25 protein-coding genes and 1 pseudogene are annotated in these 23795 nt (G+C 38.8%); 1 reads left to right on the top strand and 25 read right to left on the bottom strand.

The annotated features are described in order from the left end of the window. Positions 1-49: 49 nt before the first annotated feature. From NXS10_RS00340 to udk, 8 genes and pseudogenes are all read right to left on the bottom strand, one after another. Positions 50-865, bottom strand: a pseudogene (locus NXS10_RS00340) (Eco47II family restriction endonuclease). Beyond that, positions 866-1867 carry a DNA cytosine methyltransferase gene (locus NXS10_RS00335; RefSeq protein WP_259136457.1) on the bottom strand — a complete coding sequence of 334 codons (1002 nt, stop codon included), beginning with the start codon at positions 1865-1867 and terminating at the stop codon, positions 866-868. 196 nt (positions 1868-2063) lie between these two features. After that, the gene (locus tag NXS10_RS00330) at positions 2064-2849 is read right to left on the bottom strand and encodes an L-threonylcarbamoyladenylate synthase (protein WP_259136456.1); all 786 of its coding nucleotides are present in this window, start codon (positions 2847-2849) and stop codon (positions 2064-2066) included. A gap of 132 nt (positions 2850-2981) precedes the next feature. Next, entirely contained in the window at positions 2982-3584 is a 603-nt protein-coding gene (gene leuD / locus NXS10_RS00325; protein ID WP_259136455.1) for a 3-isopropylmalate dehydratase small subunit, read from the bottom strand. An 11-nt stretch (positions 3585-3595) separates the two neighbouring features. Then, a complete protein-coding gene (leuC, locus tag NXS10_RS00320; protein WP_259136454.1) occupies positions 3596-4978 on the bottom strand; it encodes a 3-isopropylmalate dehydratase large subunit in 1383 nt (460 codons plus the stop codon). A gap of 87 nt (positions 4979-5065) precedes the next feature. After that, on the bottom strand, positions 5066-6103 hold the full coding sequence (leuB, locus tag NXS10_RS00315; protein WP_259136453.1) for a 3-isopropylmalate dehydrogenase: 1038 nt from the start codon (positions 6101-6103) through the stop codon (positions 5066-5068). A gap of 10 nt (positions 6104-6113) precedes the next feature. After that, entirely contained in the window at positions 6114-7667 is a 1554-nt protein-coding gene (locus NXS10_RS00310; RefSeq protein ID WP_259136450.1) for a 2-isopropylmalate synthase, read from the bottom strand. A 267-nt stretch (positions 7668-7934) separates the two neighbouring features. Next, the gene (gene udk / locus NXS10_RS00305; protein ID WP_259136447.1) at positions 7935-8570 is read right to left on the bottom strand and encodes a uridine kinase; all 636 of its coding nucleotides are present in this window, start codon (positions 8568-8570) and stop codon (positions 7935-7937) included. Between the two features lie 167 nt (positions 8571-8737). Between udk and NXS10_RS00300 the strand changes: the two genes are divergently transcribed. Further along, positions 8738-9823 carry a DEAD/DEAH box helicase gene (locus tag NXS10_RS00300; RefSeq protein ID WP_259136444.1) on the top strand — a complete coding sequence of 362 codons (1086 nt, stop codon included), beginning with the start codon at positions 8738-8740 and terminating at the stop codon, positions 9821-9823. Between the two features lie 81 nt (positions 9824-9904). Here the strand turns inward: NXS10_RS00300 and folK are convergent, their stop codons facing one another. From folK to trpE, 17 genes are all read right to left on the bottom strand, one after another. Then, positions 9905-10417 (bottom strand): 2-amino-4-hydroxy-6-hydroxymethyldihydropteridine diphosphokinase, encoded by a 513-nt coding sequence (gene folK / locus NXS10_RS00295; protein ID WP_259136442.1) that lies wholly within the window; start codon positions 10415-10417, stop codon positions 9905-9907. Next, positions 10410-10775, bottom strand: coding sequence for a dihydroneopterin aldolase (gene folB / locus NXS10_RS00290; protein WP_259136440.1), 366 nt, complete (start codon positions 10773-10775; stop codon positions 10410-10412). Before folB ends, folK begins: the two co-directional genes overlap by 8 nt. Beyond that, positions 10776-11582 (bottom strand): dihydropteroate synthase, encoded by an 807-nt coding sequence (folP, locus tag NXS10_RS00285; RefSeq protein ID WP_259136438.1) that lies wholly within the window; start codon positions 11580-11582, stop codon positions 10776-10778. Beyond that, on the bottom strand, positions 11579-12826 hold the full coding sequence (locus NXS10_RS00280) for a bifunctional folylpolyglutamate synthase/dihydrofolate synthase (protein ID WP_259136436.1): 1248 nt from the start codon (positions 12824-12826) through the stop codon (positions 11579-11581). The genes folP and NXS10_RS00280 overlap by 4 nt, the downstream gene beginning before the upstream one ends. Before the next feature lie 60 nt (positions 12827-12886). Further along, complete coding sequence (thrB, locus tag NXS10_RS00275; RefSeq protein WP_259136434.1) at positions 12887-13750, bottom strand: homoserine kinase; 864 nt, start codon at positions 13748-13750, stop codon at positions 12887-12889. Positions 13751-13752: 2 nt separating this feature from the next. Beyond that, positions 13753-15039, bottom strand: a complete 1287-nt coding sequence (locus tag NXS10_RS00270) for a homoserine dehydrogenase (protein ID WP_259136432.1) — start codon at positions 15037-15039, stop codon at positions 13753-13755. A 137-nt stretch (positions 15040-15176) separates the two neighbouring features. Further along, a complete protein-coding gene (locus NXS10_RS00265) occupies positions 15177-15794 on the bottom strand; it encodes a methyltransferase type 11 (protein ID WP_259136430.1) in 618 nt (205 codons plus the stop codon). A 78-nt stretch (positions 15795-15872) separates the two neighbouring features. Then, a complete protein-coding gene (locus NXS10_RS00260) occupies positions 15873-16613 on the bottom strand; it encodes a radical SAM protein (protein ID WP_259137300.1) in 741 nt (246 codons plus the stop codon). A 126-nt stretch (positions 16614-16739) separates the two neighbouring features. Next, the gene (locus tag NXS10_RS00255) at positions 16740-16931 is read right to left on the bottom strand and encodes a hypothetical protein (RefSeq protein WP_259136428.1); all 192 of its coding nucleotides are present in this window, start codon (positions 16929-16931) and stop codon (positions 16740-16742) included. A 90-nt stretch (positions 16932-17021) separates the two neighbouring features. Further along, complete coding sequence (locus tag NXS10_RS08680) at positions 17022-17129, bottom strand: TQQ cross-linked RaS-RiPP peptide (protein WP_444544868.1); 108 nt, start codon at positions 17127-17129, stop codon at positions 17022-17024. Positions 17130-17265: 136 nt separating this feature from the next. Beyond that, positions 17266-18039, bottom strand: coding sequence for a tryptophan synthase subunit alpha (gene trpA, locus NXS10_RS00250; RefSeq protein WP_259136425.1), 774 nt, complete (start codon positions 18037-18039; stop codon positions 17266-17268). A 1-nt stretch (position 18040) separates the two neighbouring features. After that, the gene (gene trpB / locus NXS10_RS00245) at positions 18041-19249 is read right to left on the bottom strand and encodes a tryptophan synthase subunit beta (protein WP_259136424.1); all 1209 of its coding nucleotides are present in this window, start codon (positions 19247-19249) and stop codon (positions 18041-18043) included. After that, positions 19239-19823 carry a phosphoribosylanthranilate isomerase gene (locus NXS10_RS00240; protein WP_259136422.1) on the bottom strand — a complete coding sequence of 195 codons (585 nt, stop codon included), beginning with the start codon at positions 19821-19823 and terminating at the stop codon, positions 19239-19241. The genes trpB and NXS10_RS00240 overlap by 11 nt, the downstream gene beginning before the upstream one ends. Further along, positions 19810-20580: an indole-3-glycerol phosphate synthase TrpC gene (gene trpC / locus NXS10_RS00235; protein ID WP_259136420.1), complete on the bottom strand. Its 771-nt coding sequence runs from the start codon at positions 20578-20580 to the stop codon at positions 19810-19812. The genes NXS10_RS00240 and trpC overlap by 14 nt, the downstream gene beginning before the upstream one ends. Beyond that, complete coding sequence (trpD, locus tag NXS10_RS00230) at positions 20577-21581, bottom strand: anthranilate phosphoribosyltransferase (protein ID WP_259136418.1); 1005 nt, start codon at positions 21579-21581, stop codon at positions 20577-20579. Before trpD ends, trpC begins: the two co-directional genes overlap by 4 nt. 27 nt (positions 21582-21608) lie before the next feature. Further along, complete coding sequence (locus NXS10_RS00225; protein ID WP_259136417.1) at positions 21609-22181, bottom strand: aminodeoxychorismate/anthranilate synthase component II; 573 nt, start codon at positions 22179-22181, stop codon at positions 21609-21611. Next, positions 22178-23536: an anthranilate synthase component I gene (gene trpE / locus NXS10_RS00220; protein WP_259136416.1), complete on the bottom strand. Its 1359-nt coding sequence runs from the start codon at positions 23534-23536 to the stop codon at positions 22178-22180. Before trpE ends, NXS10_RS00225 begins: the two co-directional genes overlap by 4 nt. Positions 23537-23795: the final 259 nt, after the last annotated feature.

Here is a 23795-nt window from a genome sequence, read left to right as displayed (position 1 = left end):
CATGTTTTTCATTATAACATTTTTCCTCAAAAATAACGATTCCTTTTTATCATGACTGTTCAAACCCTAAATAACTAGTAAATCCTAGAAAATAGATAGCCATTACAATAGATAAATCTTCAGAATTATAGTTTTGTTGAGCAGCAATTTCTCTAATTTCATCACATACTGTATCATTTGGAATAGTTGAAGAATCTAATTCTGATACAACCTTATTGATAACTTCTGGTAAAACCATGCACATCTTATAAAAGGCATCTTTTTGACCTGTCACAAGTGCATAAAATCGATCTAAGCTAACACGTCTAATATATTTATGTCCCATTTTTTGCCCATCAACTTTTGGCTCCCATTTAATATTCTGAGAATTTTTTGCGATTGCTTCAACTAAAAAACAAGCACAATCATCATCTTGTAGCAATTGGTTTTGCATCTTGATGAACGTTTTTCCAGAAGAAGCAGAATTCATTGTGTTATGTTTATTTTTCATTTCCACATAGACACGACTAACTCGAGAACCGTCTGGCATGGTTATCCCCACTGGATTTTCAAAAATGACATCCCAGCCACCTTCTTCTCCATTATTTGGAACTCTACAATGTTTAATCTATTTGAAAATAGTTTGATGAAAATAACCAATATCATTATTATTTGATTTATCACGTTGTCTAAAAATTTCATTACTTATAATTTGTTCCCACGAACTTCTATAGACAGACTTATCAAAAATCAATTTTATCGGATCAACAATATTTTTATTAAATCGTTTCAAATCAAAGGATTATAATTTCTCTCCGTATTTATCTATCGTCAATTGAACATGATTATAAAAATCGTCCTCACTAATAAATGATAAATTCCACATTTATAACGCTTCCAAACTCTCTTTTATTTTCAATCCTACTTCATAAGCTAGATTTACAGGAACAGCATTTCCCACCTGTTTGTATTGGTTTCCTACACTTCCTTGAAATTCCCAATCATCTGGAAAACTTTGAATACGTGCATTCTCACGAACGGTAAATGGGCGTGCTTCCAAAGGATGGCAACGTTCAGTCTGCTTTTGAGTTGGAGATGTTAAGACAGTCAACGATGGTTCGTCAAGGCTCATGCGTCGTAAAATGCCTGTACGACCTCCTCCCATATCCCAAGTCGACTTCATATACTCTTTTGCAATGTCCTCGGGAATATCTCTCCAATAGCCACTAGGAGGTACTAATTCAAATATTTTTCGCTTATACTCCGAATACTGCATTCCTTGACTTGGTGGACAATCCATCAAAATATCTCGTAATACAGGTTTATAATTATGTGCCTCTGGATATTCAAAAGAAGTTTTATTTGCTAAATCATTACGTATCCCAACCATAATCATTCGTTCTCGTTTTTGCGCAACACCATAATCCCAAGCATTCAGAACTTTTGTTTGTACCGTATAGCCTTCCGATTCAAAAACATTCAAAATTGTTTCGTAAGTTTTTCCCTTGTCATGACTAGTCAAGCCTTTGACGTTTTCAAAAAGAAACATTTTCGGTTGCAGCTTTTCCAAGAAAACAGCGTAGTGATAGAACAATGTTCCTCGTGTATCTTCCAATCCTAATCGTTTTCCTGCATAAGAAAAAGATTGACAGGGTGCACCTCCGCTTAACAAATCTAATTCCCCTTTTCTGATTGAAAAATAATCTTCCAAATCTAGTTTTGAAATATTCGCCACATCATCATGAATCACATTCCAATTCGGTCGATTATATTTCAATGTTTCAGCAGCCGCACTATCAAACTCTACCAGTCCAATTGTCTCAAAACCTGCTTTTTCGATACCTAGTGCTAAACCTCCAGCACCTGCAAATAATTCTATTGACTTCAATCTTTACTCCCTAATTGTTTTTCTTTACTTCTATTTGATAACTATCATTGATTCTCATAACAAAACTTCTATCTTCCCATTATATCATTACTCATACTAAAATGTGATAACAAAAATACTGCATTTCTATTTTTATCATTAATAAAATAAAACAATTGGTAAGTAATACCAATTGTTTTATATATATTTATTGTTTTTAATAATATTCACCTTGGCGATAGTCCCAAGAGTTAAATGTATCTGACAGATGCATCATGATTTTATCAATGTCAAGCCCTTTACGGATAACGACTGGGCAAGGTGTAACCGAACGACTGCTTGCACCTTGCTCAGGAATAAGCTTACCATCCTTATCCACCATAGATACCATAACGCCTTGCTCATAGCGTGTCTCGACAGTTTTGTCTGGCTGGATAGATGCTACATAATCGTCTGCCTCAATCACAAGGTCAACCATAGACTCAATTCGCTCACCAATTCCCTCAACCTTACCACGATTTCCTTTACCAGATGGGTTAGCCGATGACGCATAAACCATACGACCTTCTTTTTCCCACATTTCCTTAGCCAGTTGCTCACCCGCTTTACCAAACTTAATGACAAAGCATGAAGTACCACGACTGTCTGTCATCAATTCTTCACGACCATCACCGATAGCAACGAGTTTCTCATAAGCATCTTTGCGCCAAGGAAGAATACAACCAAGCAAAATATCCTCATCCCAATGTTTTTGGTAAAAACTATCAATTTCTGGCGTTAGCTGTGCTAAACTACGAAGCTCCTCAAGCGAACCACAAAGCACAACACCTGGTTTATTTCGTTTGCGTTCTTTGGCTGCAAACTTACGCTCCAACCCTTTTTTATCAGCTGTCATGATAATGTAGCCAACCTTCGTTGGGCAAACAATAACACCACCTTCGCCTCGCATAATCTCAAATCCTTCCTGCGAAAGATTACCATCCCATTGAATATGTTTTGTCATCTCAGTTTCCTCTCCTATATTACTTTCTACTTTTTAATGTTATCATCATTAATTTGACAAATAAATGGCTCACAAGATATAGTCTATCATGTAAAATCTAACTTTTCAAGTTTTTTTCAAAATGTTCAAAAATTATTTTTCTTCATCTCGCCAATAAACTGGTCGTTGCTTTTCATAAGCTGTGATTAAATCCTCATACTGCAGTGTGATGCCAATATCATCTAAACCATTCAGGAGTTTATGTTTCCATTCTCCATCAATATCAAAATGAAAATCACCTATAGGCGTGATGAGCAACTGCTTTTCAAGATTAACCGTTAGAGTCTCTTGAGGAGAGAGTTTTGCAAGACGATTGCGCACCTCCCTTGGCTGAACAATAGGTAAAATTCCATTGTTGAGTTCATTATTGTAATGAATATCACCGAAAGATCCCGCAATCACTACTCTAAAGCCATAGTCCGCTAGCGCCCACGCAGCATGTTCACGTGAAGATCCTGCCCCAAAGTTGTCACCTGTGATGAGAATACCTGCTTTTTTATAAGGTGCTTGATTAAAGATAAAGTCTGGATTTTCCGTATAGTGATGATCTAAGTATCGCCATTCATACATGAGATACTTGCCAAATCCTTTTTTATCAATCAACTTTAAAAATTGCTTGGGCAAAATCTGGTCAGTGTCGATATTGTCATTCATCAAAGGAACAGTCGTTCCTGTATAGACGGTAAATTTTTCCATACTTCTCCTTGCTAAGTCACATCCTCTAGTTCTCTTACATCGACAAAACGTCCAAAAATAGCTGCTGCCGCTGCCATAGCAGGACTGCAAAGGTGTGTTCTAGCACCGACACCTTGTCTATCCTCAAAATTGCGATTGCTCGTGGAAGCAACGTGGACACCTGTTGGTACCTTGTCGGGATTCATCCCCAAACACATGGAACAACCTGGATCACGCCATTCAAATCCTGCCTCTTTAAAGATTTTATCAAGTCCCAGTTTTTCAGCTGCTCTTTTGACAGGACGACTCCCTGGAACAACAATAGCTGTCACACAAGGAGCAACATGTTTACCTTTGACAAAGCGAGCAGCTACCTGCAAATCACTCAAACGAGCATTTGTGCAAGAGCCTAAAAAGACATAACCCAGCTCAATATCGCTAACTGTTTGCCCAGGTTTTAAATCCATATAAGCATAAGCCCTATCATCATTAAGATCACGACTCTCTGGGAAAGCTTCACCATAAGCAACTCCCATGGAAGGATTGGTTCCCCAAGTTACCATCGGTGCTAGCTCTGATACATCAAGTGTGATAATCTTATCATAAGTCGCATCCTCATCGGACACCAGCGTCTTCCAGTCAGAGACTGCTTCGTCAAAGCGCTTGGGACGATGAGGCTTGTCTTTTAGATAATCATAGGTAATCTGATCAGGATTCATAATACCCATCTTAGCACCAAACTCAATGGACATATTGCAAATGGTCATCCGCTCCTCCATGCTAAGATGATCAATTGCTTCACCTTGGTACTCCACAACATAACCAACACCAACTGCTACACCATAGTTAGCAATCAAAGCAAGGATATAATCTTTGGCATAGACACCCTTTTGAGGATGTCCAATGAAGCGTACCAAGAGTTTCTTGGGTTTAACCTGCCAAAGCGTTTGAGTTGCAAAAACATGCTCTACTTCTGTTGTTCCAATACCAAAGGCAATCGCACCAAAGGCACCGTGTGTTGCCGTATGGCTATCGCCACAGACAATAAACTTACCTGGCTGTGTACGTCCTGTCTCTGGTCCCACCATATGGACGATACCTTGTAGCTCTGAACCATGATCAGCATGAGGAATATCAAATTCCTTGACATTCCGAGCAAGAGCATCCATCTGCGCTTTGGAGATAACATCACGAATATCATAAATATTGACGGTAGGAACGTTATGGTCAAACGTTCCAAAAGTAAGATCAGGACGACGCACTTTGCGCCCTGACTCTCTCAAACCATCAAAGGCTTGCGGACTGGTCACTTCATGGATATAGTGCTGGTCAACATACATGAGCTGGGGTTCCCCTTCTTCACCTGTAATCACATGACGTTCCCATAATTTATCAAAAATGGATTTTCCACTCATTTATCATCCTCCAAAGGTAATAGCTGACAAGAAAGAACAGGCAAACCACTACACCATGTCACACTAGCAATCATAAACCGTACCATGTCACAGATTGCTAACAATCGCTTGTGTCATTTCGCTTGTTGTTGCATTTCCACCAAGATCGGCTGTTAGTGTACCTTCTGATAGCGTTTTTTCAACTGCCTTTTCAATCATAAGCGCAGCTGTTTTTTCTGCAAAACTCTCGCGTAACATCATAGCAACTGATAAAATCATGCTGATAGGATTGGCAAGGTTTTGACCTGCAATATCTGGTGCTGATCCGTGAATGGGTTCATAAAGACTAGGTCCATCAACGGAATGACTGGCTGATGGCATAACACCAAGCGTTCCAGATAAAACACTTGATTCATCAGATAAAATATCACCGAAAAGATTTTCTGTCACGATGACATCAAATCGACTAGGATTTGTAATCATCATCATGGCAGCGCTATCCACTAGTTGATGTTCTAGTGTTACTTCTGGATAATCTTTTGCAACTTGATTAGCAACTTTCCGCCACAGTTTTGAGGTGGCAAGAACATTTTGTTTATCAATGCTTGTCACTCTTTTTTTACGACTTCTTGCTAATTCGAAAGCTTTTCGTAAGATACGCTCAATTTCAAAAGTAGTATAAGCATTGATATCCTGTGCACTATCTCTTTTGAGATGGTGTTCACCAAAATAGATGCCACCTGTTAATTCACGAACAACAACAAAATCAACGTCCCTAATAAAATCTTCTTTAAGTGGCGATAAGTGTCTAAGCGCTTTGAAAATCTGCACAGGACGAATATTCGCAAAAAGCTTTAGTTCTTTGCGAATGGCAAGTAAGCCTTGCTCTGGTCTAATCGGAGCTGTATCATACCGAGGGCTTCCAATAGCTGCTAATAAAATAGCATCTGATGACTTAGCCGCTTCTAGTGTATCTTTAGGTAAAGGAGTGCCAACAGCATCAATCGCTGCACCACCAAAGACTCTCTCATCAATTTCATAGCAAAAACCTTCCTTACTTGCAACGGCAGCTAAAACCTCTAAACCCGCAACCATGATTTCAGGACCAATTCCATCTCCTGCTAACGTTACAATTTTCTTTGTCATAGATACCTCTTTAGAACTCTTTTTCGGACAGTTTTTTCTTCATTTCACCAGCGTTTTCTTTTTGTGCAAGAGCATTCGCATTGACATAAGCTATAGCTCCTGCTTTTAAAACGTCAAAGTCAATACCAGAAGCATTGAAAATAGTACCTGTGTCCACGTTTTCAATAGACACTGATACATGCGCTTGCGCATCAATCCCATCAGTCACAGCATCAATGGTATAGCTAAGGAGCTTAACCGTCTGGTTGAAAAATTTGTCGATAGCATTGTAAATCGCCTCAACAGATCCTTTCCCATTAGCTAATATAGCTACTTCTTCACCATCTGTATTGGTCATAAAGACTTCCGCTGTATTGGTCTCATCGCTATTTGAGGTGAGGGTTAAATTACTAAAGTGGAAACCTTCTGGATTTTCAATTTCAATTCCTGAAACAAGAGCAATAATATCAGCATCTGTAATCTCATGTTTTTTATCCGCCAATTTTTTAAATTTAGCAAATAAACTCTTAATCTCCGTCTCGTCAAAATCCAATTCAAGTTCTTTTAGCTTTTCAATGAAAGCATGACGCCCAGATAATTTACCAAGCGGCAACGAGTTTTTCTTTACACCGACAAGCTCTGGTGTAATGATTTCATAGGTCAATGGATTTTTCAACACACCATCTTGGTGAATACCAGACTCGTGTGAAAAGGCATTACCACCAACAACTGCTTTATTCTTTGGAATAGCAATTCCTGAAAAACGTGATACCAAATCAGCAGTATTGAGCGTCTCATCAAGCTTAATAGAACTTTTAGCTTGATAAAAGTCTTCTCGGATATTGAGCGCTACAGCTACTTCTTCAAGTGCTGCATTTCCAGCACGCTCACCAATACCGTTAACAGTTCCTTCAATACGACCAGCACCATTTTTGATAGCAGCTAGAGTATTTGCCACTGCCATACCAAGGTCATTGTGACAATGTGGGCTAAAGATAATCTCACGTTCTGATTTGACATTTTCAATGAGATACTTAAAAATAGCACCATACTCTTTTGGTGTTGTAAAACCAACTGTATCAGGGATATTGATATAAGTTGCTCCTGCATCCACAGCTACTTGACAAACTTCCAAGAGATAATCTCGTTCCGTACGTGTGGCATCTTCGGGTGAAAACTCAACTACATCAAAATATTTACGAGCATAACTAACCTGCTCTTTGATAAGTTCTAAAATCTCTGTTTTTGATTTTTTGAGTTTAAACTCACGATGAATTGGGCTAGTTGCAATAAAAACATGGCATTGCGGATATTTGGCATCTTTTAGCGCTTCGTAACAAGCATCAATATCTGACTTAACCGAACGTGCCAAACCTGTTACTGCCGTTGTTGTCATTGTATTAGCGATTTGTTTGACCGCTTCAAAAGAATCAGGACTCGCTGCTGGAAATCCTGCCTCAATGGCAGAAATACCCCATTTTTCAAGCTGTTTCGCAATTGCAACCTTTTCTTTGATTGAAAAATTAACCCCTGGTGTCTGCTCACCATCACGAAGTGTGGTATCAAGAAATTCAACTGTTTGCATTGTCATCACCTTTTCTAATATACTAAAAAACATCCCACTACCAAGCGAGATGTTTTTCCCGCTTGGTAACTAAGCCAAACAGGACTAATGCTTCTGCACTAGCCCAGACACCTCAATAGCAAAACGATTGAAACTGTACGCATTTGACTTCTCCTTGAATGTTGTTAGCACCAGTATATATTTTTCAGATTATTTTGTCAATAACAATTGTAAAACTTTTTTGATTTTTTTGTTAAAAAGACTTGGGTATCTCCAAGTCCTCAAAGATTAGTCTGATGTTGATGCACTCAAAATACTTGCCACTTTAGTATTAATCAAATCAATCGCTACAACATTGCTGACTCCCTCAGGAATAACCACATCGGCATAACGCTTTGTTGGCTCAATAAACTGATGATACATTGGCTTGACCACACTAGTGTACTGTTCGATAATGCTATCTAAACTACGCCCACGCTCTTCCATATCACGCTTTATTCGACGAATGATACGAATATCATCATCTGTATCAACAAAGACTTTGATATCCATCAAATCACGCAAACGTTTATCCTCAAGGACTAAAATACCTTCTACAATAAAGACATCCTGAGGTTCTTGGCGATATGTCTTGCTACTACGTGTATGCTGTGTATAATCATAAACAGGAATATCTACTGAGCGTCCTGCAATCAACTCATTTAAATGCTCAATCATCAAGTCTGTATCAAATGCTAACGGATGGTCGTAGTTCGTTACGACACGCTCCTCAAAAGTCAAATGACTCTGATCTTTATAGTAAGAATCATGCTCAATCATAGCTATATTTTCATCTGGAAAATGAGACAAAATAGCTCTTGAAACACTGGTCTTACCACCACCAGATCCACCAGTTACACCGATGATAATTGGTTTTTTACGCATAGTTACTCCGTTCATAAAAAGCTTCTTTATCTATTTTACTACATATTTCCTATTTGAAAAGCTAAAAATAACAATTTAAATAAAATCCACACTTTAGAACACTTCTTTCTCCTAAGTTTTTTGATATAATTGTAATAGTAAAAACAAAAGAAAACGAGGAACTATGTATGAAGCGTTTCCCTGATAGTTGGAATATACTGTTTGAGGAAAAAAGGATTACGACACTGACCCCTATCCAAGAAGCACTTTTTAATCCTATCTCCAAAGGACAAAACGTCCTTGGTATAAGCCCGACAGGAACAGGAAAAACCTTAGCTTATCTTTTTCCCTTGCTCCTTAAACTACAACCTAAAAAAGCGCAACAGCTGCTGATTTTAGCACCCAACTCAGAATTAGCAGGACAGTTGTTTGAAGTGTGCAAAACATGGTCTAATCCCCTTGGCTTACAAGCACAACTCTTTTTATCAGGTTCTAGTCAGAAACGCCAAATGGAACGTTTAAAAAAAGAACCCGAAATTCTCATCGGAACGTCTGGACGGATTTTTGATCTGGTCAAACTCAAAAAAATCAAAATGATGAAAGTGGAGACCATTGTCCTAGATGAATTTGATGATCTACTGAATGATTCTCAGTATAGCTTTGTTAGTAAAATCTGTCACTACGTGCCACGTGAGCATCAGATGGTTTACATCTCAGCTACACCAAAGATTACACGAGAGGCTTTAGCAGATGATACTGTAACCATTGACTTATCTGATACGATGACTACGCCTATCCAGCACTACTATGTCATGCTGGATAAGCGATATAAAACAACTTTTTTACGCAAGTTATCAAACATTCCACATTTGAAAGCACTAGTTTTTTTCAATAGCTTATCTGAGCTTGGAGCTTGCGAAGAACGTTTGCAGTTTCATCAGACATCTGCCATCTCTCTTGCTAGCGACATCAATGTTAAATTCCGAAAAATCATACTAGATAAGTTTAAACAAGGGGCATTTTCCCTTCTACTAGCTACTGATTTAGTAGCTCGGGGTCTGGATATTGAAGGATTAGATTATGTGATTAACGCAGAGCTACCCCACGATAAAGATAATTATATACACCGTGCAGGACGGACAGGACGCATGCAACACAAAGGAGTCGTCATCACTCTTGTCACAAACAAAGCAGAACTCAAACAACTCAAAAAATACATTTCCGTTCAAGAGATTGGTTTAAAGAACCAAAGCTTTTATTTCATAGAAAAATAGATTGGATAATCCAATCTATTTTTCTTACATTGACCTTTTTGTATCAAGTTTTCTAAGTTTGAAACACCCAAATCTGTCATTTTACTGTTTTAGAGCACTGCTTGGCAAACTCAAATCGCTGTGATAGTGAATATCAGTTGTATCAAGTCTGTCTAGATAATCAGCTAGTTTATCACCGTTTGGCAGAGATAATGTCGCCTCAAGGTCTAACAAAGGTTTTAATACAAAGGCACGTTCGCACATATAAGGATGAGGAATGATAAGAAGCTTGCTATTTACTGTCTGGTCATCATAAAGAAGAAGATCAATATCAATGGTTCTTGGTCCCCAATGCACATGGCGCATACGCCCCAGTTGATTCTCAATAGCTTGTGTTTTTTCTAACAAAATATTTGGTAATAAGCTTGTCTCAAGCAAACAGCAAAGATTCAAAAAATCAGCTTGATTTGTATTGCCCCAAGCAGCTGTCTCATAGACGGAAGATACCGCTACCAACTTTGTATCCTTTAACTGACTGATTGCTAAAACTGCTTCCTCAAGGTAAGCTTTGCGATTTCCCATATTACTGCCAAGGCTAAGATAAACTTTACTCATGACGTTCACGCTCCAGTTCAACCCCTACAGCGTCATAGTGACCATTGATGGGAGGATTTTCTTTAGTTATTTTGAGGGTAATTTTAGTAATTTTAGGAAATGTGTCCAGTAAATCATCACAAATCACACCTGCTAGACGCTCAATCAGGGCATAACGTTTTGTTTCAACATGTGTCCTGATATGGTCAAAAACCTGACCATAATGTACTGTATCTTCTAACTTATCCGTCTGTGAAGCCACAGTCAAATCAACAGACAAGATACAATCCACTCTGAAAATTTGGCCTAAAATCTGCTCCTCTGAAAACGCTCCATGATAGCCATAAAAACGACAATTTTCTAAATATATCTTATCCATCTATTTCACCAACTGTCCAACGACATGGACAATATCCCTGTTAGCTTTAACGTTGTGTACTCGCACGATGCGACAACCTTTCATCAGAGCCCAAGCAGATAGAGCTGCTGTTCCCTCGTCACGCTCTAGCATGTTGCGCTGACCACCAAGCAGATAATTCACTGTACGCTTGCGTGAAATTCCAAAAAGTACAGGATAACCTAGACAAGTTACACGCTCTAACCCTTTTAACAACTCGACGTTCTGCTTTTCATTTTTGGCAAAACCAAATCCTGGATCAATCCAAATATTTTCTCTAGGCACACCTGCTTTTCTTGCAGCCTGTGCTCGCTTGCTCAAAAAATTACAGACATCTTGTGTCACATCATGATAGTTTTCTTCTTGTTGATTATGCATAAGAATGATAGGAGCATTTTTTTGAGCAGCTAATGCAAGCATACCACCATCATAAAGTCCTGCCCAGACATCATTCAAAATATGAGCACCAGCATCCAGTGCTGCTCTAGCGACCGACGTTTTATACGTATCTATAGAGATGAGAATGTCTGGAAAAGCTTTTCGAACTGCCTTTATAACTGGAACTACACGTTTGATTTCCTCCTCTTCACAAACAAAGCTAGCACCTGGTCTTGTAGACTCTCCACCAATATCAATAATACTAGCACCATCTTTTATAAGACATTTCGCTTGCTCCAATGCACGATCCACACTATCATACCTACCACCATCTGAAAAAGAATCTGGTGTCACGTTTAAAATTCCCATGATAGCTACGCTACCGTCTACTTGATAAGCTCCTATATTCATGATTTCTCCTTTGTAAGATACTGTCTAACTTGTGCAATAAAGTACAAAGACCCTGTAATGAGATAAAAAATATCAGGATTATCCGCACCATCAACCCAATCTTGCCAAGAACTCACTCGAGAATACTTTTTGGGATAAGCTTGCAAGGCAATCGCTCGTGGGTAGTCAAAAGTGGTCACACTAACTTCACCTAAAGTTTCTAGCTGCTCTAACATAGCCTCTACAGGCTTAGTATTAATAGCAGATGCAAGAATCTTGATAGGTTTATCAGTATAAGTTTGCATCACAGCGACCAATGCTGCTATGCTTTCTTTGTTGTGAGCACCATCAATCATAAGATTTGGCATTATAAGCTCTGTGCGTCCTGCCCATTGCGTACTCTCTAATCCCTTTTTGATGATACTATCTGTCACGCTAGGGTAAGTGTTTTTTAATAAGAAACTCGTTGTAATAGCTAGGCTAGCATTTGCCATCTGGTGTTTCCCAAGAAGGTGCAAATGAATATCAGAAATCACATGCGTATCTTTTCGATAGGTGAATGTATCACCTGTAATAGTTATAGTAAACGCACGGCCTAGGCGATAAGTTGGACTGCTAGTCTTCCTTGCTTTTTCTTGGAAAACTTGCTCAACATCAGCTCTGCTACTAGCATAAATCAGAGGCACTTTATCATCTAAAACTCCAACCTTTTGTTGAGCAATTTCCCTATGTGTCTCACCGAGTACTGCTTGGTGGTCAAGCCCAATTGAGGGACAAACGACAGCTAAAGCTTTAAAGACATTCGTCGAGTCATAAAGCCCACCCATACCAGCCTCGATAAAGGCAATATCCACAGGATGAACGTGTCCAAAGTACTCAAACATTAGGAGCGTAATCACTTCAAACTCTGTCGCAGGTTCTAAATCAGTTTCTAGAGGAAGACGCTCAACAACAGGTTTTATACGCTCAACAACCTGCATAAAATCAGCTTTTGATATCATCTCACCATCAATACTAATACGCTCTCTAAAATCCAAGATATAAGGCGATGTAAAAGTTCCTACCTCATAACCTGCTAAACTAAAAATATGTTGCAAATAACTCGTTGTAGATCCTTTACCATTTGTACCAACGATATGAACAGCTGATAGATTTTGCTCAGGATGCCCTAGCTGCCCAAGCAGCCAATCCATACGCTCAAGACCTGGTTTTATCCCAAAAACAAGCTTACTATGTATCCACTCTAGAGCTTCTTGATACGTCATAATGTTCCTTTCTTCTCTAAAGTAAAAATGGCTTTATGGTTAGCCATTTTATCCTATTTGCTATCGAGTCACTACTAAGCCTTTGGTATCAAGATTTAAAACTTCTATTTCTCCGTCAAGATGTAGCTGCGATAATCTCTCTACAAAAGGTACAACATAATCTTTTGCTATCAGAGTCATGACGGTAGGTCCTGCTCCTGAGAGATAAGTTGCATAAGCACCAATCTTGTGCGCTTCAGCCTTAATAGGAGCAAATTCGGCCACTAACTGTTGACGAAAACGCTCATGAAATAAATCAGCTTCTATCGCTCGTCCAGCCTTTGTCAAATCCCCCACCAAAAGAGCAGAAACTGCTAGATTAGCGATACTACTCGCTTTAACTGCTTCGCTGTAATCAAAAGTGGCTGGCAAAACATGACGACTGTCACTCGTTTTCAACTCATAATTTGGAATAAAAGCTACAAAAGCGCACTCTGGGAAAGGCACAACAACACTCGTTACTTGCTCACCTGTGTAACTAGCCACAACGAGATTTCCAAAAAGAGCTGGGGCGACATTATCAGGATGTCCCTCTATTTGTGTTGCTAAATCAAGCTTGTCCTGGTTGCTGAGACCTAAGTTGCCTAGCTGGTTAGCCAACTCAATCCCTGCGACAATAACAGAACTTGATGATCCCAAACCACGCGCCAAAGGAATATCAGAAACCATATCAATCTTATGTGGCAACAAATCAGGCTTAACCTTAAGTGCAGTTTTGATGAGAAGATTACGTTCATCCCTTGGAATATTCTCCAAATTATGGTGCACTTCCCACTTCGTAGATGGAGCTAAGATGGTAATCGTAAGGTATTTGCTAACAGCAACTCCCACTGAGTCAAAACCTGGACCAATATTAGCACTCGTTGCCGGAATTGTGATTTTCATACTCATTCCCCTAAGACCTTAAATGTATTGAGTAGAGTCATATCACTAATAGATGATAATTTTTCAGTGATATGTACGAGTTGTGTCTTACTCATACTATGTGTGATAATGACGACACGTGCGTGGTTATTGCTTGCTTTTTGTTGCAAAACTTGCTCAAATGAGATGTCCTCAGCGTTGAACAAGTCAGCAAGACGAAGAAGCTGACCTTTTTCATCTGGTGTTGTAATGGCAAAATAGTAATGACTTTTGACATCACTAGCATCTGCTATGCGTGTTTCTCTTCTAAATTCATTGAAGGGTTTACCAACTGTATTATCTGACAAACGTCGTGAAATGCGCACAATATCCGCTACCACTGATGTTGCTGTCGGTTTTTGACCAGCTCCTGGTCCATAATACATGGACTCACCAATACCGATAGATTCAACAAAGACAGCATTCATCACGTTATTGACATTGGCTAGTGGATGCTCTTTAGGTAAAAAAGTTGGTGAAACTTCAGCAGATATACCAGAGGTAGTCTCACGTATGTCACCAACTAACTTGATAACATAGCCTAACTCTTGTGCAACTGCCACATCATCAGGTGTGATAGTTGAGATACCTTGATGGTCTACTTGGTCAAAATCAATGGTTATCCCAAAACCAAACTGACTCAAAATAACTGCTTTATAGGCAGCATCAATTCCCTCAACATCATTTGTTGGGTCACTTTCTGCATAGCCTAGATGCTGTGCTTGCGCAAGTGCTGCATCATATGTCCAACCCTCATCCACCATCTTTGTCATCATAAAGTTAGATGTTCCATTTAAGACACCTAAGATACGTGTCACCTTGTCAGAAGTGAGCGAATTAGCTAATGTACGTAAGATAGGGATACCACCTGCAACAGCAGCTTCATAATAGAAAGCAACACCCTTTCTTTGTGCAAGAGCAATCAAATCTCTCCCATGTGTTGCAATCAAATCTTTATTGGCTGACACCACGTGCTTACCAGCTTCTATCGCTTTTGTGATAAAGGTTCTTGCTGGCTCAATACGCCCCATCAACTCAACGACAATTTGAATATCGTCGTCACTCAAAATCGCATCTACATCCGTCACAAAGTTGTAGGCATGTCCAGCGGCGACAAGTCGTTCTTTTTCAGCATCGTCTTTAACCAAGACTTTGGCAATTTTTAATCTATCTTTAGCAGCTTCTTCAATTTTTTGTCCGTTTTCCTGAAATAAATATGGAATTCCGCTAGCAACTGTCCCAAATCCTAATAATCCAATTTTAATCGTCATAGATCCTCCTTTTTTCTGTGCACACTTCTTAAAAGGTACTAACTGTTTCTATTATACCAAATTTTCGAGATACTTTAATAATAAAGAGCTATTTTTTATACTTATCTCAAAAATATAAGGCATAACTCTATTAAAAACTACTGTTTAAATTCTAATCGAACGAATTGTTTTCCATTTGGTAAAGGAGTTTCAATCTGCTTGATGAGATGGTATCCGATTTCTTCTAACGTTTGAATCACTAAACTTTCCTCCATCTGATGATGTACTTTATCAAGATTATCAAAAACATGAAGATAAGGAGAATTAGACACCCATGTGTCATCTATATTGATTTGGATAATGCAGGAAACATACAAGGGTTGTATCTGTTCAACCGCCTTTTTGAAACAATCATACCCAATATATTCAATGAGTAAATTGGCAACTAATAATTCTGCTTGAGGTAGTTTATCTGTTTCTTCAATTAGATTTAATGCAATACATTCTAATCTATCAGAAAGGGCTGAATATCTTTTTGTCACTGCTTTTAGGTAGGCTTTGTTAATATCAATACCATACACCTTTTTGTATTTATTTTTATCAATGTGTTCTAGACCATTACCGCCTGCAACACCTAAAATAATCGTTGAATGGACGGGATAGGTATTAAATTGTTCCTTCATCATTTGGTTCATCGTTTGTAACTGCATAACCGAATCCAATTGCATATGATTTTCGTAATCTGATAAAGGTATTTCCTTCCAAGGATTTGTCATGTCTTTTAATCTCCTTTACTGTCATTTTATTTAGATATGAGCTTAAACTATCTTACACCATTATACAATAGGGGACCCTCAGTTCTCAATCTTTATAACCTCATTATATAGAGAAGCTGACACCTCTGAATAGCGGTGTGAAATATGGATAAGCATTTTACCTTTTAGAGATGTTAGGTAGGCTTCTAGTCTATCAAAAGTTGCTTGAACTAAAGCAGATAAACTCTCAATCAACAATAACATTTCTTTATCCTGCAGTAAGACTCGAACTAACAAGAATCTCTGCTTTTGCCCACCTGATAACCCACTATCACCTGTTAAAACTTCAGACAATAAATCAGAAACGTTTTCCACTCGTTGCTTACTAAGAACCCAGTCCGCTTGAATAAAAGTCCCTCTCCCTAAATGACTAAACAATCCAAATCTTACTGACTTTATAAGATATTCAATCCCTTTAAGAGTTTTCCTCAATGACTGTTTTTTCTTTGTAATCTTATCATTTATCTCAGATTTATAGTGATACAATGACACTTGGATAAAAGAAAATCTTTTTATTAATTCAATATTTCTAGAATTAATGAAATGCCCTGTAGTTGTCATTGTGACAAATTCAAAGTTATTGGTCACATATTTTGCGATTTCATTAAATTTTGGATGAACCATCAGCTCACCTCTTATCAATTGAATCTCATATACACTTCCCTTCATTTTATCTAAAAATGTAACTAAATCATTAAAATTTAAAAACTGCCTTTTTAAAGGACTAGATTGTTTATAGCAATGAATACAGTTTAAATGGCACTTATTTGTTAGCTCTATGACTATTTTTTAGGAAAAAATTTTCCGACTTCACCGTAAATGCTAAGTGAGTCAGATTTTGTCGGAGATTCAATAATTAGACCCTTTTTAAGCATATTTTTAAGGGCTCTCTAGCAAGTCAACTATTTAAGCTTCTTCTACATCTAATACAACATCTAAAAAATGGTGAACTAAATTACGCAAATGACCATCGTTATTTATAACTTCAATCAATAAAGTTTGATACTCATTTAACAAATAATTCTCATTGCTTCCAATAACAAACAATTCATTGCCAAAATAATGATAATAATAATTTCTCTGTAATTTGAGTTCCATTTTAACCTCTCCCCAAAAGCGATAACCTACCTGTAGTAATACCTAAACTTTTAAATGTGTTATCTAATAAAATACTCTAAAAATAATAATTTAGAGTAACCTTTTAGTTTGGTGTGTCCGCCTAGTTCCACAACCGCTGGTTACAACTTTAATTTTCAATAACTTGGAAGATAGCTGTTTAAAATTGATTTTTATCATAATATTTCTCCTAACTATTCTTATACTACAGATAGGCTGTGCTTACATTGAGTGTATCACATCGTTATATAAATACCAATTTGGGGATAGAAAAATTATAAATATTATATTTCATAGAGATAGCTCCTTGTGCCATTTACCCCAAGCTTTCTCTAATAAAGCTAGCTATTTCCTCTTCTTTGTGTTCAGCTAGGGCTTGAACAATTTTAGAGCCAACAATAACACCGTCTGAGACTTGATTGAAACGCTCGACATCCTCGTGCGTCGAAATGCCAAATCCTGTCAAAACTGGGATAGAGGCTAGGTCTCGTAAACGTGAGAGGTGACCGTCCAAGTCGTTGCGGTAACTGCTTGTCTTACCGGTCACTCCATTGACAGCAACAGCGTAAATGAAACCCTCAGCGTCTTCGACCAGCATTTTTTGACGATTAAGTCCTGTGGTGAGACTCACCAGTGGTACAAGGGCAATGTCTGCTTCCTCAAGCAGTGGTTTGATAAAATAATCTTGCTCGTGTGGCAAGTCCGGAATAATAAGTCCCTTGACAGGCGTGTCCGCTAAGTCAGTGATAAACTGATCCAAACCGTACTGAAAAATCGGATTAAAATAGGTCATGATAATCAATGGTAACTCTGTCTTAATCGCCTTTAGCGTACGTACAATCGTATGAGGAGTTGTGCCATTTTTCAGACTACGATTACCAGCAAGCTCAATGACTGGACCATCTGCAACAGGATCTGAAAAAGGAATTCCAATCTCAACAGCAGACACTCCTAATTTTTCTAAAAATGCAATCGTCTCAGCTAATCCATCAATCCCTTTATCGTGATCACCTGCCATGATGTAAGGAATAAAAATGCCATTACCTGTTTCTTTTTTTGCCTGTAAAAAGTGCGTTAGTGTTTTTTCCATCCTAGACTCCTTTTTGCTCTTTCTCTAAACGTTCTTTGACTTGCATCACATCCTTGTCTCCTCGTCCTGACAGGCAGACGACAATGGACTTGTCCTTACCGAGTTCCTTGGCTAGCTTAATAACGTAGGCAATAGCATGACTGGACTCTAAGGCAGGGATAATTCCCTCAAGACGTGACAGTAGCTTGAATCCCTCAAGCGCTTCCTCATCTGTGATTGGCACATAGTGGGCTCTACCGATCGCATTAAAATGCGAATGCTCCGGACCTACACCTGGATAGTCCAATCCTGCCGAAATTGAAAATGCCTCCAAAATTTGCCCTTCTTCATCTTGCAAAACGTCCATCAGAGAACCATGTAAAACACCTGCTCTACCTTTAGTTAATGTGGCTGCGTGGTCTTTTGTCTCTAGACCACGTCCTGCTGCTTCGACGCCATACATTTCCACAGACTTATCGTTAACAAAAGGATAAAAAAGTCCCATGGCATTTGAACCTCCACCAACACAAGCCACTAGGGCATCTGGTAAATCCTGTCCTGTTAATTGACTAAACTGTTCTTTAGCTTCACGACCAATAACCGACTGAAAATCCCTCACAATCTCTGGAAATGGTGCTGGACCAAGCACAGAACCCATAATGTAATGTGTGTCCTCTACGTTAGCTACCCATGAACGAAGAGCGGCATTAACAGCGTCTTTAAGTACACGTGAACCGTCTGTAACTGCCACTACCTTAGCCCCTAACAACTCCATACGAAATACATTGAGAGCTTGACGTTTCACATCCTCTTCTCCCATGTAAATGGTACACTCCATGTCAAAAAGTGCTGCTGCTGTCGCTGTCGCTACACCGTGCTGACCTGCGCCAGTCTCTGCAATAATCTTGGTTTTACCCATCCGCTTGGCTAGAAGGGCTTGTCCTAGAGCATTATTGATCTTGTGCGCACCCGTATGATTGAGATCTTCACGCTTGAGATAAATCTTTGCACCACCTGCATAATCACTCAAACGCTGTGCAAAATACAGTGGATTCTGCCGACCAACATAATAGGTCAACAATTGTTCAAGTTCTTCTTGAAATGTTGAATCCGCTTTTGCTTTACGATAAGCAGTTTCCAGTTCTAAAACTGCTGTCATCAGTGTCTCTGGGATAAAACGTCCTCCAAACTTTCCAAAAAATCCCTTTTCATCTGGTTGTTTATAAGTCATATTTTACTCCTTTTATAAATGCTTTTATCTTCTCCACATCCTTTTTACCATTTGTCTCCACTCCAGAAGATACATCAACAGCATAGGGGTGAAAATGTGCGATACAGTCACTGACATTTTCTAGTGTCAAACCACCCGCTATAAAATAGGGCTTAGTCATGTTTGTTCTATCAAGCATCTCCCAATCAAACGTTTTGCCACTACCTGCTATAGGTGCATCAAAGAGATAGTAGTCTGCTGACTCTCTAACTATCAGTTGCTCTTTGCCAACCGCTACTGCACTGATAATAGGTATATCCAAAGTTTTTAGAGCCTCATCATAGTCCCCATGAATCTGAATGAGGTCAAGTCGAACATCTTTCAAAACCTCCTGCACCTCATTTATGCTGGGATTAACAAAAACACCAACTTTTTGAACCTCTGGAGATACCCACTGTGCAAGTGTACGTGCTTTTTTTGGAGTCACTTGGCGCTTGCTTGTTGCAAAAACAAATCCAACATAGTCCGCTCCCGCATCGACTGCTGCTTGCATCGCCTCTGACGTTGTTATGCCACATATCTTAACCTTTGTCAATAGCAAGCTCCTTTATCTTAGCAGCAACAGTATCAGACTGCATCAGAGTTGTTCCGCATAAGATACCATCATAAGAAGGAACCAATCGTTTGACATCCTCTCTTGTAACAATCGCCGACTCCGAGATATAAACAGGATTGCTCCTTAGATAAGGTATCAAATCTATACTTGTCTGCAAATCAGTCTTAAACGTTGTCAAATCACGATTATTAATCCCAATAATCTTAGCACCTATTTGGTGAGCTATCTCAAGCTCAATAAGATTATGCGTCTCCACTAGAACCTCCATCCCTAAGGAAGTCGCAAAATCAAACAACTCACACAAACGCTTCTTACTAAGTGCAGCAACAATCAGCAAAATCACTGTTGCGCCAGCATTAGCTCCTCTAATAATCTGCTTTTCATCAATGATAAAATCCTTCTGTAAAGTTGGAATGGCAACACTCTCTGAAATCATACGCAGATAGTCTATGTGCCCCTTGAAAAAAGGCTCATCCGTCAACACGGAAATCATACTAGCACCAGCCGTCTCATAACATCTCGCTTGATCTAGCAAATCCACATCCATATTGATTGCTCCTAGACTAGGACTGGCTTTTTTTACTTCGGCAATAATGTGTATCCTATCATTGTGTGTTTTGACATAATCGTAAAAAGAATAAGTCTTACGCAATGGTTTGACCTTTTCGACAACGAGTTGAGCATTTTCTTGTTCTTTGATTGCCAATATTCTCTCTAAAAATGCCCCATCACTCATACCTGCACCTCCTTAAGCTTGTTTAAAACATCAAGTGCTTTTCCTGAAGCAAGTACTTGACGAGCCAGATTTACACCTTCTTGTAGCGTTGCAACTTTACCCGCTGCAAAAAAACCGAGCGCAGCATTGACAATAGTTGTTTCTCGATATGGACTTGGTTCATTTTTGAGAACACTCACTAGAATATCGGCATTCTCCTTAGCATTGCCTCCTTTAATGGCTGCAAGAGGTATCTCTTTCATCCCTAAATCAGCATAGCTAAACTGTCCTTTTGTTATTTTGCCATAATCTAGCAACGTATAGTGATTAACACCATAGAGAGCAGCTTCATCCATATTATCAGGTCCTGTAATAATTATTGCTCGTTTACGTCCCAGATGATGTAGTAACTTAGCGCAAGTCTCTTGTAAATCCTCTCTATACAATCCCATAAGCTGATAATCCAAATCCATAGGATGGTTCAGTGGACCTATGATATTCATAATTGTAGGAATTCCCAAAATCTGTCTGGCAGGTCCCACATGACGCATTACAGGATGCATTGATTGAGCAAACAAGAATGCTAGACCAACCTCCTCCAAAGCTTTTTTAATCACTTCTGGACTAGCATCTATCTTGATGCCTAGGTTTTCTAAGACATCTGCCGATCCTGATTTTGAAGAAATGGAGCGGTTTCCATGTTTAGCGAGCTTGATGCCACCAGCAGCTAATAAAAAGCTAGTAGTTGTTGAGATGTTAAAACTAAAAGAGCAATCTCCACCAGTTCCACAATTATCCATCACATCATGAAATTTTCCCGGAACTTTCTTTGCATAACTGCGAATAACAGCAATGAGACTTGCAATCTCATCAAAACTCTCTCCTTTTTCCGTCAAACCAAGCAAAAAAGCTGTTGTTTGAGCATCGGACAACTGACCAGAAAAAAGACGTTCAGCAACCTCTGTCATCTCCTGTGTACTCAAATCCTCTTTTGCAACCAACTTTGCAAATATAGTTTTCATTTTTCTTCCTCTCTTTCAATGAAAATCCTAGTGCACATTTTTCACGATAGCAACAAAATTTTCAATCATTTTCATCCCCTCATCCGTCCCTATAGACTCAGGATGATATTGTAAACCGTAAAGCTGTAAAGCGTTATTTTGGATAGCCATAATCTCATAATCATCTGTTGTTTTAGCAATCACCTCAAAACCTTTGGGCAATTGAGATACGACAATAGAATGATAACGCATGACTGATGTTTTTTTTGAGACACCTATAAAGATAGGAGAGGCTTGTTCAATTGCTATTTGGCTCTGTTTACCATGCATAACCTGCTTTGCCAAATCTAGCTTTCCTCCAAAAGTTTCAGCAATAGCTTGATGCCCAAGACAAATGCCTAAAATAGGCTTTTGACCAGCAAAATCTCTGATTAAAGACTCCATTTGCCCTGCATCGCTAGGCCAACCAGGACCTGGTGATAAAACGATACCATCTGCTTTTTTAGCATAGTCATAAAGCTGTCTATCATCATTTCTTATGACATCAACTTCTGCAAAACGACTGATGTACTGCATGAGGTTAAATGTAAAGGAGTCATAATTATCCACCAATAAAATCATTCTAAATCTCCAATATTCGTCATCGCTTTAGCTTTATTGAGAGTTTCGTAATATTCATTTTCGGCTACACTGTCATACACTATACCTGCTCCTGCTTGAACATAAGCTCTACTATTTTTCACAATCATAGTTCGAATAGCAATAGCAAAATCCATATCACCTGTAGCCGAGAGATACCCAATAGCACCTGCATAGATACCTCTTTTTTCCTGCTCAAGTTCATAGATGCGTTGCATAGCACGCAATTTGGGTGCTCCTGAGACGGTACCTGCTGGCAGAGTTGCTTTGAGCGCATCCATAGCAGTCATATCTTTGCGTAACTCACCTTTGACAACACTAGTAAGGTGCATAACATATCGGAAATACTCAACTTCCATATATTTGCTAACCTGAACGGTATCTGTTTTAGCAATACGTCCAATGTCGTTACGCCCTAAATCAACTAACATACGATGCTCTGCTGTCTCCTTAACATCTGACAAAAGTTCTCTAGCAAGTCTGACATCCTCTTCTTCTGTTTTACCTCTTGGACGTGTTCCTGCAATGGGATTGGTGATAACCATTTTTCCTTTGACCGATACGAGACTCTCTGGGCTAGCTCCAATCACCTGATAAGTACCGAAATCAAAGAAATAGAGATAATTAGATGGATTGACGATACGTAGATTACGATAATAATCAAACGGATTACCTTGTAAATCAGCAGAAAATCGCTGACTGAGCACACATTGAAACATATCTCCCTGCCGAATAAGCCGTTTTGCTTGATTAACCATAGATACAAAACCATCCTTTTCCAGATGGCTACTAAACTGCAGTGGTGTAATTACCTTTGGTGCCAACTCATCTTCACTCATGCTTTGTAACTGAACTAAAACTGCATCTAGCGCTACTTTCATTTCCGATTTATCACGCTGACTATAAATATTATCCTCAACCACACGGACAAGCTCTTTTTTATGGTCAAAAATAAGATAAGACTCGTAAACAAAAAAGTGCATATCTGGTACCTTTATAGTGTCTTTTGGGATGCTACCTAACGTTTCATAAAGATGAAGCATATCATAGCCTACATAGCCCAACGCTCCACCAGCAAAGGGAATCTCATCCATTTCCTTTGCTGTGACAACAAGAGTATTCAGATAATCAAGCGGATCTTGTGTAACAACCTGCCCATTTTGCGTTAGCACACCCTCTTGGTAAATGATTTCATAGACAGGATTGTAAGCAATAATAGAATATCTAGCATTTTCTTTTTCACGAGGGATACTCTCCAAAATGACCTTATAATCCCCCTTTAGACGCTTATAAGCTAAAATAGGCGTCAAACTATCAGCTGCCAAAATCTTTTCCATCTTATCCTCCATTTCTAAACAAAAAACCTCGCACAGAAAAACTCTGTGCGAGGGCGTTATTACTAACACGGTGCCACCTCAATATTAAGTACTCTAAGTACCTCTCACACTCGTCAAACAACGAGTCGCACGATAAGGAGTGCCCACCGAATTATTATGGTTTCAAATTCACTATAACATCAGTCCAATGTTCACCTAAAGCTGTTACCTGTTTGCAGTCACCACAGGCTCCCTTAAAACAACTCTAACTTACTTTTCT

Origin of the sequence: Streptococcus sciuri, from assembly GCF_024814375.1 — a bacterium.
In the GTDB taxonomy this organism is placed as follows: Bacteria; Bacillota; Bacilli; order Lactobacillales; family Streptococcaceae; genus Streptococcus; species Streptococcus sciuri.
The sequence above is the reverse complement of the archived record's forward strand: the minus strand, read 5'-3'. Positions and strand labels throughout refer to the sequence as shown.

Coding starts and splice junctions, on each gene's coding strand:
- NXS10_RS00330 (WP_259136456.1), bottom strand. CDS start 2,849: ATGACAAAACATATTCAATGGGATGGTAATCTTTCGCAGGAAGGATTT.
- leuD (WP_259136455.1), bottom strand. CDS start 3,584: ATGGAAAAATTTACCGTCTATACAGGAACGACTGTTCCTTTGATGAAT.
- leuC (WP_259136454.1), bottom strand. CDS start 4,978: ATGAGTGGAAAATCCATTTTTGATAAATTATGGGAACGTCATGTGATT.
- leuB (WP_259136453.1), bottom strand. CDS start 6,103: ATGACAAAGAAAATTGTAACGTTAGCAGGAGATGGAATTGGTCCTGAA.
- NXS10_RS00310 (WP_259136450.1), bottom strand. CDS start 7,667: ATGCAAACAGTTGAATTTCTTGATACCACACTTCGTGATGGTGAGCAG.
- udk (WP_259136447.1), bottom strand. CDS start 8,570: ATGCGTAAAAAACCAATTATCATCGGTGTAACTGGTGGATCTGGTGGT.
- NXS10_RS00300 (WP_259136444.1), top strand. CDS start 8,738: ATGAAGCGTTTCCCTGATAGTTGGAATATACTGTTTGAGGAAAAAAGG.
- folK (WP_259136442.1), bottom strand. CDS start 10,417: ATGAGTAAAGTTTATCTTAGCCTTGGCAGTAATATGGGAAATCGCAAA.
- folB (WP_259136440.1), bottom strand. CDS start 10,775: ATGGATAAGATATATTTAGAAAATTGTCGTTTTTATGGCTATCATGGA.
- folP (WP_259136438.1), bottom strand. CDS start 11,582: ATGAATATAGGAGCTTATCAAGTAGACGGTAGCGTAGCTATCATGGGA.
- NXS10_RS00280 (WP_259136436.1), bottom strand. CDS start 12,826: ATGACGTATCAAGAAGCTCTAGAGTGGATACATAGTAAGCTTGTTTTT.
- thrB (WP_259136434.1), bottom strand. CDS start 13,750: ATGAAAATCACAATTCCGGCAACGAGTGCTAATATTGGTCCAGGTTTT.
- NXS10_RS00270 (WP_259136432.1), bottom strand. CDS start 15,039: ATGACGATTAAAATTGGATTATTAGGATTTGGGACAGTTGCTAGCGGA.
- NXS10_RS00265 (WP_259136430.1), bottom strand. CDS start 15,794: ATGACAAATCCTTGGAAGGAAATACCTTTATCAGATTACGAAAATCAT.
- NXS10_RS00255 (WP_259136428.1), bottom strand. CDS start 16,931: ATGGAACTCAAATTACAGAGAAATTATTATTATCATTATTTTGGCAAT.
- NXS10_RS08680 (WP_444544868.1), bottom strand. CDS start 17,129: ATGATAAAAATCAATTTTAAACAGCTATCTTCCAAGTTATTGAAAATT.
- trpA (WP_259136425.1), bottom strand. CDS start 18,039: ATGGAAAAAACACTAACGCACTTTTTACAGGCAAAAAAAGAAACAGGT.
- trpB (WP_259136424.1), bottom strand. CDS start 19,249: ATGACTTATAAACAACCAGATGAAAAGGGATTTTTTGGAAAGTTTGGA.
- trpC (WP_259136420.1), bottom strand. CDS start 20,580: ATGAGTGATGGGGCATTTTTAGAGAGAATATTGGCAATCAAAGAACAA.
- trpD (WP_259136418.1), bottom strand. CDS start 21,581: ATGAAAACTATATTTGCAAAGTTGGTTGCAAAAGAGGATTTGAGTACA.
- NXS10_RS00225 (WP_259136417.1), bottom strand. CDS start 22,181: ATGATTTTATTGGTGGATAATTATGACTCCTTTACATTTAACCTCATG.
- trpE (WP_259136416.1), bottom strand. CDS start 23,536: ATGGAAAAGATTTTGGCAGCTGATAGTTTGACGCCTATTTTAGCTTAT.